Annotated in this window: 13 protein-coding genes; 5 read left to right on the top strand and 8 right to left on the bottom strand. The window is 40.7% G+C overall.

Annotated elements, in window-relative coordinates; all coding sequences use genetic code 11:
- The first annotated feature begins 44 nt into the window (after positions 1 to 44).
- Genes ACXAFM_RS03495 through ACXAFM_RS03480 form a run of 4 tightly spaced genes read left to right on the top strand, consistent with a single transcriptional unit; the run spans position 45 to position 4,959 of the window.
- On the top strand, positions 45 to 905 hold the full coding sequence (locus tag ACXAFM_RS03495; protein ID WP_474826871.1) for a sulfotransferase family protein: 861 nt from the start codon (positions 45 to 47) through the stop codon (positions 903 to 905).
- Between the two features lie 4 nt (positions 906 to 909).
- Positions 910 to 2,115 (top strand): glycosyltransferase family 4 protein, encoded by a 1,206-nt coding sequence (locus ACXAFM_RS03490; RefSeq protein ID WP_474826869.1) that lies wholly within the window; start codon positions 910 to 912, stop codon positions 2,113 to 2,115.
- A gap of 11 nt (positions 2,116 to 2,126) precedes the next feature.
- Positions 2,127 to 4,094 carry an acyltransferase family protein gene (locus ACXAFM_RS03485; protein WP_474826865.1) on the top strand — a complete coding sequence of 656 codons (1,968 nt, stop codon included), beginning with the start codon at positions 2,127 to 2,129 and terminating at the stop codon, positions 4,092 to 4,094.
- 28 nt (positions 4,095 to 4,122) lie between these two features.
- Positions 4,123 to 4,959 (top strand): polysaccharide pyruvyl transferase family protein, encoded by an 837-nt coding sequence (locus ACXAFM_RS03480; protein WP_474826860.1) that lies wholly within the window; start codon positions 4,123 to 4,125, stop codon positions 4,957 to 4,959.
- Between the two features lie 8 nt (positions 4,960 to 4,967).
- On the opposite strand, the gene ACXAFM_RS03475 is transcribed toward ACXAFM_RS03480, so the two are convergent.
- From ACXAFM_RS03475 to ACXAFM_RS03440, 8 genes are all read right to left on the bottom strand, one after another.
- Entirely contained in the window at positions 4,968 to 5,897 is a 930-nt protein-coding gene (locus ACXAFM_RS03475) for a capsular polysaccharide synthesis protein (RefSeq protein WP_474826857.1), read from the bottom strand.
- A 57-nt stretch (positions 5,898 to 5,954) separates the two neighbouring features.
- A complete protein-coding gene (locus ACXAFM_RS03470; RefSeq protein WP_474826853.1) occupies positions 5,955 to 6,902 on the bottom strand; it encodes a glycosyltransferase family 2 protein in 948 nt (315 codons plus the stop codon).
- On the bottom strand, positions 6,880 to 8,712 hold the full coding sequence (locus ACXAFM_RS03465) for an ABC transporter ATP-binding protein (RefSeq protein WP_474826848.1): 1,833 nt from the start codon (positions 8,710 to 8,712) through the stop codon (positions 6,880 to 6,882). Before ACXAFM_RS03465 ends, ACXAFM_RS03470 begins: the two co-directional genes overlap by 23 nt.
- Positions 8,713 to 8,720: 8 nt before the next feature.
- Positions 8,721 to 9,860 carry a glycosyltransferase family 4 protein gene (locus ACXAFM_RS03460; protein ID WP_474826845.1) on the bottom strand — a complete coding sequence of 380 codons (1,140 nt, stop codon included), beginning with the start codon at positions 9,858 to 9,860 and terminating at the stop codon, positions 8,721 to 8,723.
- Between the two features lie 34 nt (positions 9,861 to 9,894).
- Positions 9,895 to 10,572 carry a hypothetical protein gene (locus tag ACXAFM_RS03455; RefSeq protein ID WP_474826843.1) on the bottom strand — a complete coding sequence of 226 codons (678 nt, stop codon included), beginning with the start codon at positions 10,570 to 10,572 and terminating at the stop codon, positions 9,895 to 9,897.
- Positions 10,573 to 10,762: 190 nt separating this feature from the next.
- Complete coding sequence (locus tag ACXAFM_RS03450; protein WP_474826841.1) at positions 10,763 to 11,722, bottom strand: THxN family PEP-CTERM protein; 960 nt, start codon at positions 11,720 to 11,722, stop codon at positions 10,763 to 10,765.
- A gap of 152 nt (positions 11,723 to 11,874) precedes the next feature.
- Complete coding sequence (locus ACXAFM_RS03445; protein WP_474826839.1) at positions 11,875 to 12,732, bottom strand: ThiF family adenylyltransferase; 858 nt, start codon at positions 12,730 to 12,732, stop codon at positions 11,875 to 11,877.
- Between the two features lies 1 nt (position 12,733).
- A complete protein-coding gene (locus ACXAFM_RS03440) occupies positions 12,734 to 13,552 on the bottom strand; it encodes a PEP-CTERM/exosortase system-associated acyltransferase (protein ID WP_474830498.1) in 819 nt (272 codons plus the stop codon).
- A 217-nt stretch (positions 13,553 to 13,769) separates the two neighbouring features.
- On the opposite strand from ACXAFM_RS03440, the gene ACXAFM_RS03435 reads away from it, so the two are divergent.
- On the top strand, positions 13,770 to 14,537 hold the full coding sequence (locus tag ACXAFM_RS03435) for a S1 family peptidase (protein ID WP_474833385.1): 768 nt from the start codon (positions 13,770 to 13,772) through the stop codon (positions 14,535 to 14,537).
- Positions 14,538 to 14,551 lie beyond the last annotated feature (14 nt).

Below are 14,551 nucleotides of genomic sequence, written 5' to 3'. Positions count from 1 at the left end.
TAATCGAAAAGGAAAATATAAATGTCAGAAAGGCAAACAGTATAGTGAAAAAGCCTAATCTTTTTATTATTGGTGCTATGAAGTCGGGAACTACATCGCTTCACCATTACTTAAGTACTCATCCGCAAATGTTTATGAGTGAGCCTAAAGAACCGGGTTTTTTTAAGCTGTCGAATCGCTCTGAGGACGAATGGCTGGCTTATTTAGAATTGTTTGCCGGGGCTAATGAAGCGCATTTGTATGTAGGAGAGGGCTCGACGGATTACGCTAAAATTCCTCAGTATGAAAGAGTGACTGAGCGAATTAAGGATTTTTCTCCAGAAGCCAAAATCATCTATGTACTTCGTAACCCCTGGAAACGAACTATTAGTCACTATTGGCATACAAGACGTCCTCAAGTCACCGATGGTCAAACAAAAAACTTTGACATAGCATTTGCGGAATTTGAAGGTTATAAGTCATTTTCTGATTATCCAATGCAAATCGAACCATTTATTGGTTTGTTTGGGCGTAACAATATCCATTTCACTATTTTTGAAGACTTAATTGCAGACCCCAAAGCTGAGCTAAATAAAATCTTCGCGTTTTTGAATTTAACTGCAGAGTTCGATTACTCAGTGGTTGAGAACAAACTCAACACAAGACCAGAAAAAGTGATGTCAGCGGCAGGTAATGGGTTAATGCACAAGTTGTCATATTCCGGTCTGTGGTCGGTTCTTGCTAAAGTTATACCCAAATCAGTGAAATCGAAGTTACGTGGGTTAGCTATAAAAGAAGTGGATCCTGCATCACAAGAGCAGTTTATTACTGCAACCCTGCAACAGCAACGAGAGGCCTACGAAGATATCATCAAACGAACCTCTTTAATGCTTGAGAGAGATATGTCTGATATTTGGAAGTTGTAAACTCATGCAGCCTTTGCAGATTCTGTTTATAGATATTGGCCTTTCGTTCGGTGGTTCGCTGGTGGTTGCTGCCCGTGCGTCACGCGCTCTAGAAGCTATGGGGCATACGTGTACTATTGTCACCCCCGTTAATCCAGAGCTGATTTTGCATCATTTTTCACCTACCACAGAAGTTATCCAATTACAAAAAGGGGTTACCTATAAACATAGGTTGGATTTCAATGCAAAAATTAAGTCTTTCAAAAGTAAAATAGCACGCACGCTATGGTCACGGTGCTTTTCCATTTATGAATGGATCAAAAATTCCACTTATCGGCGTAATGTTGCAAGAATCATAAAGTCTAAGAATATTGAGGTCATACACAATAATAATTGTTTAGACAGTAATGGTGTTGCCAGGCGGTTGAACGTACCTATAGTTTGGCATTTCCATGGTTGTTTTTACGACAACAGCCGCATGACTCGGTATTCATTGCAAAAATGCGCTCATTACATCTCTATTTCTAATTTCGTCTATAAAACCGTAATGGCGCACGGGTGGATAGCTGAGGATAAAATTTCAACGTTGTTAAATCCGGTACAACAAGCCGTTCAGCAATACGACGATCATGCACTAGCTGAAAAACGCAGTGAACTCGGGCTGCAAAGTTGCTATGTAATATGTGTTTTTGGACGCTTAATTAACTGGAAAGGCCAAGCTGAATGTATTGACGCAATTGAAATAGTCGCTAACGCTCTTCCTAATGTTAAACTACTGATGATTGGCGACGATTCTGAGTTTGGTGGTTATAAGGAATGCTTGGTTGATAAAGTAGTGAAAAAAAACTTAGCTGACATTGTACAGTTCATAGGTTACACGAAAGAGACTGATTTATATTACCAGTTGTGCGATCTTGTCGTGCATTGTTCTATCGAACCTGAGCCCTTTGGTTTGGTGATCACTGAAGCAATGCTTAATCGGGTTCCCATAGTAGCGTCTTGTTACGGCGCCGGCCCTGAACTGGTTAGAGATGGCGAAAATGGATTGATAGCCGACCCTCTGAACCCAAGTGATTTAGCGAGCAAAATACTTACGATAGCGCGGTCACCGGAACTTCAACAGCTATTTGTTACCAATGGCATGGCGCTAACGGGTACATTAAGTGCAGAATCCTACGCTGAAAAATTGTTTGAAATATACCAAAAAGTTACCAGCACAACCAATAAGTGAACGCGTCTAAAATGAAGTATCGCCCAGAAATCGATGGCCTCCGTGCACTAGCAGTTGTCCCTGTGATTCTTTTTCATGCTGGGTTCCAAGGCTTCTCGGGTGGATTTGTTGGCGTTGATATTTTTTTTGTCATCAGCGGCTATTTAATTACTTCGATAATTATTAAAGAACTAGATAGAGGCTCGTTCAGTTTAGTTGAGTTTTATGAGCGTAGGGCTAGAAGAATTTTGCCCGCTTTATTTTTTGTATTATCAGCTTGTTTACCATTTGCGTGGCTATGGCTTCGACAAAACGATTTGCTTGAGTTTGGTCAAAGTTTAGTTGCTGTTGCAACGTTTGCATCTAATATTTTTTTTTGGATTAATAGTAACTACTTTGCAACAGTATCTGAACTTAAACCTCTTCTACATACGTGGTCATTGGCGGTAGAAGAACAGTATTACATTGCCTTTCCACTGATCATGATGGCATTGTGGTTAACGGCGAAACGCAAAGCAATTTTAGGTTTAGTTGTTATTGCGATAACTAGTTTCATTCTTTCTGAACATCTTTCCCATTCGGCGCCATCGACAAATTTTTATCTGTTACCATCTCGCGCATGGGAACTTTTGTTAGGCTCGTTTACTGCATTTTATCTGTACCACCACAGTCACAGTGCAAACCTCTATGTTAATCAGTTCCTAAGTCTCACTGGTCTTCTATTAATTGTTGCGAGTATTGTTTTATTCAACAAGGAAACACCGTTTCCTGGGCGTTTTGCATTAGCACCAACCCTTGGTACATGTTTAATAATCTTGTACACAACGCCCGGTACTTTTATTTATAGTGTTTTGAGTAATCGCGCTTTAGTATCTATTGGGTTGGTATCATATAGTGCTTATTTGTGGCATCAGCCATTGTTTGCACTCGTGCGTCATAGGCTTTATGGCGAATTACCCGTTGTGCACGCATTAGTATTCTGTGTTGTCACTTTTTTATTGGCCTATATCAGCTGGCGTTGGGTAGAAAAACCGTTCAGAGATAAACATAAAACAAGTCGCACTCAAATTTTCATATTTTCACTAATGGGCTTGTTTGCCATTGCCGCGATTGGGTTCGCGATTCATTTCACAGACGGCTATCCACAGCGTAAAATTGCGCATATAGAGGTGCTGCAGCAGCACCTGGATAAATTGCAGTTAGAGCGCTACCAACTAGACAATAAAAAGTTACAGCAACAAAGTTGGCAAATCCTAAGAGAAATATCTTCAGATCCCGGTTATGCAGTTGTCGATAACAGGTTCGATAAACGAGCTTGGTCTGTGGGCAGCGAAGCGAATGAACACTTACTCATAGTTGGTAACTCTCATGCAAAAGATATGTTTAATGTTTTATATAATGCGAAGTCTATTGCCTCTCGTTTCGCATTAAGTCGTTACGGTATTCAGATAGAAGATATTAAAGACGCGTTCTACGCATCGCCTAATTATCAGCGGGCGAATCTAGTTTTATTCGCATCGAAGTACAGCGATAACGACTTAAAGTTACTTCCTGTGGTTCTTGAGCGCTTAATCCGTGACGGTAAACGGGTTGTATTAGTTGAGCAAATTCACAGCTTTACAGATTCTGAAACTGGCGAATATAACTTAGCGGATTTAGTGTTAATTGAGCGAGGTAAAGAACATCACAAAGCTCAAGAATTCATTTTGGCGGTAAACAAAGCCTATACTGATGATTTTAATTCTCGGCGTTATAATAGCGCTGAAGAGGCAAAAAATAATAAATTGCGTCAGCTTGCGAAGAGCCTTAACCAGGTCTCGGTGTTAGATCGCTTAAAGTATGTCTGTCCCGAAGATTTGTGCATTGCGATAAGTTCAGATGGGACTAAGCTCTTTTACGATTATGGGCATCATACAATTGCTGGTGCAGAGTTTTATGGCAATGTTATTGATAAGTATAAATTGTACAGTGAAGTGTTTTGGCCAAAACGGTTGGAGTGACTTAATAAAAATGGTTTCAGGTGAATAAGTGAAAGAGCAAATAGCTTCAAGTATTAGCGCAGCATTAAAACCACTTCGGAAACAAAATGATAGATTTCTTTTTTGGTCGGTGTATTACCCATTTAACTTTGGCGACTGGTTAGGCCCTTATATCTACAAGAAACTAGCGAATCAAGATGCTTGGTTTAAATCACCCTCATCCTTTGAATTGAGTACCGTTTTTATGGGGGCAGGCAGCATATTGTCGTTAGCAAAAGAAAATTGCATTGTTTGGGGCTCAGGTATTATTAGCAGAACTGTTGAATTTCCAAAACCCTATGAGATAACTGCTGTGCGAGGGCCTTATTCGCATGAACGTTGTACTCAGTTAGGTATTACATGCCCTGAAACCTATGGCGATCCAGGGCTTGTTTTGCCCTTGCTCTACCAGCCGACGGTTAAGAAGAAGTATCGTTTGGGGGTTATTCCTCATTTTACCGACTTCCATCGAATTACGCAGCTGTTCAGTGAGGATGGTGTGAAGGTGATCGATGTCAGGTACCCAATCGAAGAGATAATCGACACTATGCTAGAGTGTGAAATGATTTTGAGTAGTTCCCTGCACGGTTTGATTCTATCCAATGCATACGACATCCCTTCAGCGTGGGCATCGTTCGACTCTAAATTAGGAGGTGACGGAATTAAATTTAAGGATCACTACGCGTCGGTAGGTGAGTTCAACCCCGTGTGTTTGAACAATGCCCATAGGATGGGAGTCGATGATATGTGCGCTTATATCCAATCAACTAAAAACGTGTATGACACCCGAACTGTGGCGAAGCGGTTACTCGATGTTTGTCCATTTCCGCACAGATCTACCCTATAAATTTCTTTCTAAGAGGTAAGACGAGAATATAACTTGTGCATAACACCGCCAACCTCGATTGCTTGGTGTTTAGCATAGTAGTCCAATTTATAAATCGGATCCTCTTTGTTTTCAACTCTTTGCTGGATGTCAGAAGGCATCCTTGAAGACCATACTACTCGCTCAGCAACACCAAGTCGGCGCATGTAATATACTAATTTGTTCGATATTTGTTGTGCAAGATCGTTTCGCTTTTTGAATAGGCCAAGTCGCTTCAGAAATCGAGCAAGAGACTCAAAGCGCCATGGCCCAAACGCCTTACCAAATACTGGCCCCGAGTCATTAAAGAAGGGAAGTTTATTAAATTTCTCCTTAGCTACAAGACGGTGAACGAGAAGGTGAATCGTATCCGAACTGATGGATTCAACCTCGTCCCATATAGCTCTGAATCTTGTATCTTCTGAATATAGATGCTCAAAACAATAGTGAAACCAAAAGTAGTCTGTTGCGAAACTTCTATCTTGCCAATATTGATGACTCGCGTCTCGCCATTGCTTACACAAGTAATGATTAGGAGTTGCTGCTAGAAAACCGCTCGTTAACATTCGATCTGGTCCAGGTCTAGAAAATGCATAGAATCCATTTCTCATTCTGGGGAATAGCCACTGTTCGAATGGTTGAGTTAAAAAAAGGCTGGAGTCTATCCAAACGCCACCATACTTAACCAATAAATTGATCCGAATTAAATCGCTTCGGCCTTGTATAGGTTTTCTTTCCCAAAAATCAGGTAACTCTTGCTCTAATGGAATGTATTCATGCAAGTTTGACTTGTCTAATAATCGGACTTCCCAATCTGGTTGATTCATTTTCCAAGAATCGACAGATTTTAACGCGATAGGAGGCGCACTGTCCCAACCTTGCTCCCAGAAACTCCAAATAACTTTTGGTATGTTTGACATGTTGAGTATCCAATAAAGTTTTTTATAAAATAAACAAAAATGTTTATCAGATTGATTCTATGGGTTCTTGCACCATACCGAAATCAATTCTTTAGCTTTAAGTATCTTTAATAAAGCATAGCGAAGCAGGTTGCTATCGTCAGTTATTGACCCTTTGATGAAAGCCGAAACGCTTTCAAAAAAATCCTCAACTGCTACTTTTAAAGGATAAGTAGGGCGGTTAAATAACTTTTTGCCAGAAGACAATTTCGACAGATTAAAAACCGTATAGGCCGAATCGACAAACATTTTTTTAATGTTATCGAACTGAAATTCACGTTCTTTCAGTCGGTGTAAAACTCCGGCGTTAGGCGTATAGATGACTTTAGCCTTACTATTGATTAACTTTGAGTAAATAATAGTTTCTTCACCTGCAACTAATTTGTCGCCACAGCGCCCTAACCTTGGGTCGAAACCGCCAAAATCGTGGAGAAGTTGTTGTCGTATACAAAAGTTCTTACCGTAAAACTCATGTTCCCTGTCGGTAATTTGTAACTCTTCTTCTCCATAATCGATTGCGGCAAAGAAAGGGGTATAATTTGGGAGAAACCATTCAGGTTTACGCCCTTGCCAGTCGACAATGATCTTACTGAAGATGCAGTCAGGACTTAACTTATGAATCTTATCAATATAGATCGATAGCCAATTGTTGTTAATAATTGCATCGTCGTCGGTGAAAAGAATATATTCCCCCTGTGCTTTGGCTAGGCCTAGGTTCCTTGCATGTGACAACCCTTGATTGCTTTCAACATAATATCGACACGGAAACTTGAAAGTTGGCTTTAGTTCTTGTACCACCTGAGCTGTATGATCTGGTGAATTGTTGTTTATAACAATAAGTTCAACTAAGCCACTATCAACGACATTAGCTGCAATGTCCTGTAGCGTTTTATACAGCGAATCAGCATTGTTGTATGTGCAAAGAACAATTGAAATTAGCAGGTTACTGTTCGCTGGTTTGCTCATTAGACATTTCCCCAATCGCTAACTCTCTGAAGTATTCTGACTGCTCTAAAAGCTCACTATACGTGCCTGATTGGGTTATCTGCCCTGAATCCATAAGGAATATTTCATCACAATTCTCTATTGTAGACAGCCGGTGAGCAATCATAATAACCAACATATCTTCGGCTAATAAGGTTATTTCTTTTAACACAGCGCGTTCGGTGATGTTATCTAGCGCACTGGTTGCTTCATCTAGAATAAGGACTTTAGGGTTGTTGTACAATGCGCGAGCAATAGCTAGGCGCTGTCGCTGCCCTCCGCTTAGCCTGTCGCCATTTTCTCCTACTCGGAAGTCGTACCCCTCGGGCTGCGACATTATGAAGTCGTGTATATTTGCTTTCTTCGCCGCTAGTTTAGCCCGTTGGAGATCCACATTTCTATTTTTAGCGCCAAAGCAAATGTTTTTCAAAACAGTATCGTCCAGCACAAATACCGACTGCGGAACATAACCAATGTTGCGCTGCCACATTATGCGATTATCAACATTTATAGCTTGCTGATTAACAAGTACTTCACCTTCCGTTGCGGTAATTAAACCTGCAACTATATTGGCTACCGTTGTTTTACCTGCACCGCTGCCACCGACAAAAGCAACTAAAGAATTACCGTTAAGGCGCAGGTTGATATTACTTAAAACATCATTATCAGTTTCTGGGTACCGATAGTTTACATTTTTTAGAATTACTTCACGCAAAGGTTCATCAGTAAACATGGGGGGAAGTTCTGATTCATCGGAAAACGCTCGCGCATTTTTGCTTGCTTTCGCAAGCTCGTCTTCAATTTCGGGTATAACACCACCGTTGGCTTTAACCAATGTCAGTGATTTGTATATAGTTTGCGCTGCTGGTAGTAGTTTATATCCAGCCATGGCATAGAAACTCAGTGTAGTGACCACTTGCTCCTTGTTATCAGCTGTAGAAATTAAATAAATACCGAGTACTATGATGGCGGAAAAGATCACTGTTTCTACAATAAAGCGGGGTAAATCTCCAGCTAAGGCGATAAAGGCTGCCGCAGAAAGTCCGCGCTTAGTCGTTTGGTTTACTTCATTAGAATACCAAGGCTCTACTCCAAGTAGCTTTATTTCTCTAATCCCCCGAATACTCTCGTGTAAAAGTTCGAGTTTTTTGCGATTCACTTTTGTAACAATTGAACCAGAGGCTACTGTTTTCTGGCGAACTGTCGCGAAGATTAAGCCATACACAGCGGTAACTATCACTGCCGCAATGAGAGCAAGTATCGGGTTAACGACTATCAAGGCCAGAACGATTAAAATCAAAATGAGCAGTTGCGATACCAACAATAAGAACTGCTGTAAAACGTTGTAAACCATCCGAGGAATTTGCATTGTAATATTTGAGATTAAATGACTCGAATTCTCGCGCAAAAAGAAGATGTAATCATTGCGTAAGTATGAAGTGTAAAGTCGACTTTGCAATTCGCTACCCACATCAATAGAGTATTTAGTCGATAACCATAGTACAAATGACGCACTCAGATTCGCGACCAATATCACGATACAAACCAGCACAGAGTAATAAATAATAAAGTTGTAGTATCCCGGTTCACCGAGGAACTCATAGGCAAACTTAAACGCTTTATTTGAGGTCAAATAATCTTCACTAGATAGAAGTGCGATAAACGGTGCAATCGATCCAATACTACCAATTTGTAGAATTGCTGACACAAAAAATAGAATTTGCAATGTAACGAGTTTTGCTTTTTGCATGCTATCAAGCATTCTTAACAGCGATTTAAAGTTATCTAACATGCTAGTCTCTATTTACTTATTTGTATTAATTCCGCAATAGCGTTTATTTGCTTTTGCTCGGTGAATTGCTCTTGTACCAATGAACGAGCGTTATGAGCGAATTTAGACCGCAGTTCATTCGAATTTTTTAATTCTAATATTCTATTTGCCAGCTCGGTATAGTTACCGGGCGTAATGTGAAATCCGGTCACACCATGCTGGGTCGATTCTGGTAAGCCGCCAAGTTTAGAAACAATGAGTGGCAAACCCGAACTTAACATTTCAACACTTGATCGGGTAAACGAATCCCACCCTGTTGATGCAATAACACCAATATCACTATTTCGCATCAAGTGAGGTACGTCATCTCTATATCCTGCGAATATCACTCTTTGCCTTGCTTTATCATTCGTTAATTCTTGTTTATAGGTGTTGGCTTCATTACCTTTATTTCCACACAATAAAAAATGGATGCCATCAATATTGTCGCGCAGTGCTAATTCATTCGCTGCCTTTACAATGGTACGAACGCCTTTGCGTTCTTCGAAGTGACCAGAATAAAAAACAATAATGTCTGAGTCAGCTATACCAAATTCTGCTAATAATGACTTCTTGCCGTTTACAGGAAGGTAAGTATTAGTATCAACACCTAAATGAATAACTGACGTGTGTTTTTCGGGAATGCCACGACCATGGGTAGCGGTAAGCCTCATAGCCTCTGATTCGAAGATAAAATGATCGGCTGCATAGCGTTTGCGTAATATCCAATCTAACCGTTTTAAGATTAACTTCCACCAAGGTTGCAGGCCGCTTATTGATGCCCCCCAATAAGACACAATGTTACTAACGCCGCTGTTTCGCAGTGTCGCAGCTATTGGCGAGGGGAAATTCAAATCAAACGCTAATACCGTTCTAACGTTATGTTTTTTCACTAGCTGCTGTAGGTTTTCTAAGTCTGACGTTAGCTCGTAATCAATTTGATACTTGTTGCATTGATTTACCGACACATTTTTATAACTGAATAATATGTGTTCTTCTGATCTTCCCGCGTGCAAAGCCGCCTTGTGAAAAACTTGCTGTAATTTGGATATAGCAAAACCTGCGTCATCAGAACAATGAAACATGAACAAAACAGCAGATTTAGTGGAGCTATTGTGAAGCTGAGACATCATTACTTCTTATTAGTTGTCACAAGAAAGTTTATCAATAAGTCAAACTAGAGTGGCTATTATTAATTAATAACGCACGCACGTCATTAAACTTATCCTGAATTGCTAGGTCGGAAACGAACGCGTTACCTTTTGAAATACTTTGATTCGGTATAATCTTACCAGACTTTATAGCATCAGAGGTGTCACCGGCACCGCCAATACCCGTGAGTGATTGAACATTGTATTCAGAAGGGATTGGCGTTTCTAGCCCAACTACGTTGGTTATAAAGTTTAGGGTTTCTTCACTATTGTCGCGCAGCAAGTCGGCGTCGAAGTAAGCATATTTCCCTTTTAACTGCTGAGCATAGTTTGCTAAGTCATCTAACCTTCTTGATAAATAACGTGTAGCGTATTCTTCAGATTGTTCGCGCCAGTTTTCTCGTTTCGCTAATTTTACAATACTTGGAATAGTGGCATTCACGTCTCGTAACGATATGAATACTATAGCATTCCTTTGTATCATTAAATCACAGTCTATATTCACACCATTATGTAACAATTTGTCGAAAAAAAAGCGGCTATTAGGCTTTACATTATTAGCCATGGCATACTTTATTTTTTGCAACATAAAGTCACTGTTTGTGAGATAGTCTTGCTGAATTTCATAGTAGCCGTTAATTTCAGGGTGGCTGCCTATAAGATGTCCTGTCAGACTTGAGTTGGAACGCATGTGACTGAGCAAAACAATGTTTCGGTAGTTACACAGTAAACGGGGCTGTTTTACTAAAGTTGTTAGGTATTTAATGTATCTACTTTTCAAATTTGCCTTTTTCCAATCACGCACGTTTATCTGTTTGAAATCATATAAAAAAAAACCCTCACAAGAAACATCTCGAGAGGGTTTTTTAAGTTGTTTGCCTTTAAGCTTGTTTGTTTTTCTTTCTTGAAAAGCCAGCCAAACCCAAAAGACCAAGACCGAACATTGCTATAGATGTAGGCTCTGGCGCTTCAATTGCGCGGATAACAAACTGCGCGTCAAGCACGCTTACACCTGCTTCTGGTGTAAGGAAGCCCTGTTTTGTACCGTCGTCAAAAACTTCCAAGCCGCTTAAGCGAGTTATGATTTCATAATGTTCGTGGTAAAGCCCACCAGTATTCACAACGAATGATACCGCGAAGTCAATAAAATCAACAGATTGAGCAATAACGTTACCGCCTGCAAAACCAGCGATTGCAAATGCGTCTGCACAACCGTTTACGTTAACGCTTCCTGGCGTGCCCACTGGATCGTCACCGTATGTACAACTGTCGCCCGCACTGCCGTTAGGCGTTTCTGTGAAGTCAATCATAAACTCCAACTCTGGAGCTGTAAAAGATAGCCCTGGCGAGGTTGAAGTTAGCTTCAACCCGTCTACTATCTTCACAGTGTCAAGGAAGGTTCCTGTTATAGCGAAGTTTTCGTGACGAATTGCAGTACCTTGTGAAAAGAAATCAAAATAATTGGCTACACCGATGTCAACAGTCGTCGCCATGCCCTGTGGGCCAGGCATACCGTCAACTATGTCAACAAGATTTCCATCTTCATCCCACCTTTGCTCAGACATCTCAGACACAGGGCTAAAAATGCCTAAACAGCTTTGATTTGGTGAGGGAGTACCCCAACAAATGTTATTCGGTAGTGCACCTGTTGATAAAATAGAAACTCCACCATTCACACTTGGGTCGGTGGAGGTGCCAGACTCGATGATTGCCCCATCTGGTGTCGGGTCATCGAAACCAGCTTCATTAACAAACCCCCATTCTTCAATTAGAGGCAGTGCGGACGACGCGCCCGAAACGCTTAATGCGATAGATGCAACTACTAACTTTAATTTTTTCATAATGATTCCTTGGGTAAAACGTGACATCATTGTTCAGTCAAACCAGAAGTGCATTCGGTGTGCCATCTTTTTAACCTCATGAAAATAGGTTAAAAAATAAACTTTTGAAAATGGGAGAGGTAGAAGTTGTTAAAATTGCTGACAGTAAAACTTTACGTTTCTGAAACAATTTTTTTCGCCACTTTGAACATAATCCTCTGAAGTACCCCGGCGTTGCCGAACGGCCTCCAGGTTTTTACTAGCTTGTTGCGGTAAGCGTCAAAATGCAAACCGTAAGGAGCGGCCAACACCTCACCGCGCCCCAGTAAAATCTTTAGAACATAAGTTCCCGCAATACCCGCACATAAGTTAACAGCCATAACAGTTGAAGGTCCTTTTTGCTGTTTAAAACTTACACGTGTTTGGTCAGCGAGATAAGTTCGTTGTAGCATGGCTGGAGAGAGTCCAATTAGAAATTGAATAAGTTGCTCTTCTTCACTCTTTTTGGCTTCAAAGCGAAAATAGTCTTCAAACGACATTTGGTCAGGAAGAAAGCAGAGTAAGGCTGAGCCCATTCCTAATGGTGCAGCAGTGACTACAGGGATGCGAAGCTCGTAGCATCTTTGAAAAACTAATTTACGCGCATTCAGTGCAAAAAAGTCCAAGCTATCAACGTATACGTCGACATTCCTCAGAAAATCGTCAACGTTTCCTTCGTTGATACCACCATCAAACGTTGTGATAGATGCTTCTGGGTTTATATCAGCAACCATCTTTGCCATGGTTTCCATTTTACCGTGGCCAACAGTTGAAAGTGTAGCGCCAAACTGACGGTTGAAATTGTGAACTTCATAGTCATCAAAGTCAGAGATTTTAAAGTTACCAATTCCGAGCCTGGCTAAGGTTAGCATATGTAGGCTTCCAACACCGCCAGCACCGGCGATTGCCACGCACTTTTTGCGCAACTGCTCTTGTTCAGATTCTGAAACCCAGCCTATGTTGCGTGAAAAAGCGTCGTGATATTTAAACATGCTATTCTCTTTCGTTATCAAGTAAATGTTTTTGTGATTCGATTGAGGCTTGTATATCGTGTAACATTTTTTTAAATGCTGGTGTCAGACTTTCCATGAGCAACGACGGGTTTATGTAATACGGTGCTCGCATTCCGTGATAATCAACTGTTGGGCCTATTTTATGGAATTTTATGCCTAAAAAACTCATGCTGCGAGCAAGCCTTGGCTCCATCATCACATAGGTGTGTGGAATATTTTTCATTATTACTATAGACGCGGCAGACATATAAAGGCCAATTGCGATAAACGGAAAGCATCGCAATTCTTGCTCGGAATAAGATGTAGTGTTTATCGCACCGGTTGCGGCTCCGTCGAAGGAGTCCGACTTTCTTCGACGAAATCTCTCTGGAACGGCAAGCCTACTAATCTCACAGATATCATGGCGTGAAAAATTTGAAGGCCTGAGTGCTTCGTCTGTAATGCTATGCAAACAATATTTTTCGATGGGAAGTTGCTGAGACTCGTCTGTAGGGTGAACTACTCTTACCGTTCCAGCATAATTTCCTGTTTGAAGATGTTGAATCATTGCGTGGATAGAAAATTCATCAAATTCATCTCTTTCTTGCTCGTTTTGTTTTACAGGCTCAAAAGCAAGTTCCTCACAATAAACTTGGTGTCTTATATTATATACAGTTAATTTGTTTTCTTCGGAAGCGGCAACGACTGGACTCAAGTAATCGGAAAAGTGTTTAGAAATTTGTTTAGCTTCTTTTAACTTGCTATAGCCAGACATTGCCTTTTTGACTCGACTGACAACCGAATTAATAGGTTTAACCATAGAAAACGGCTTTGCTTCAGGTTTTTTTGAGTCGTCTGAATTCACTGGTTAACCTTTTTTTATAAATTATGCAACAGGCTTTAGATATTTTAATATAGCACAGGTTTTGTGACACTTTGCAATCGCTTGAGTTTAAAAATATAGTTGAAGTTCAAACTGGTCTTAAAGCGTAATTTAGTTACAATTCAGTAAAATTAAAAACTCAAGTCTTTGCCCTATGCGACGTTACTTTCTTTATTTTTTACTTTTATTTCCTTTTGTTACGATAGCTGCTTCGGAAAAAGGGTTTGTTGACGTAGTAAAAGACGTAAAGCCTTCAGTGGTCGGTGTCGGTGTGCACGCTCCGTTAGCGACAGTAAGTAATCAACTACAGGGCACAGGCTTTGTCGTTGGAAACGGCAAATACGTTGTAACTAACAAGCATGTTATAGACTCTAAACTTGAAGAGGGTATAAAGTCTCAGCGTGTTGTTTTTGTTCCACATGGGGTTTCATCGAAAGTTCTCCCAATTAAGCAGATTTTCAAAAGCAAGCATCGCGACATCGCTATTGTAGAGCTAGAAACAGCGCTTCCGGCATTAAAACTTGTGGCTACTAACGACGTTATAGATGATGGCTCAAGCGTGGCAATTACCGGCTTTCCGATAGGTGCGGTTCTAGGATTGTATCCTGCAACTCATGCTGGAATTGTTGCTGCATTCACACCAGACGTCATTCCGGCTCAACACAGCTCACAGTTATCTCAGCGCTTCTTAGCACGCGCCGAGGCCCCGGCTATGATTTATCAACTCGATTTAACAGCTTATCCGGGTAACAGCGGAAGCCCAGTGTATTTATCAAGCAATGGGGCTGTTTTTGCCATTGTTAATAAAGTCTTTGTGAAAGAAACCAAAGAAGCTGCAATCGAGAAACCAAGTGGCATAACTTATGCTATACCTGTAAGTGAAGTATATGAATTAGCTGCTAAGCATGGCATTGCGTTATAGCAAGCTTTATGCAG

It is taken from the genome of Alteromonas sp. ABD4_190, from assembly GCF_056160105.1.
Note: the sequence above shows the minus strand (reverse complement) of the source record. Positions and strands in the feature narration are given on the sequence as shown.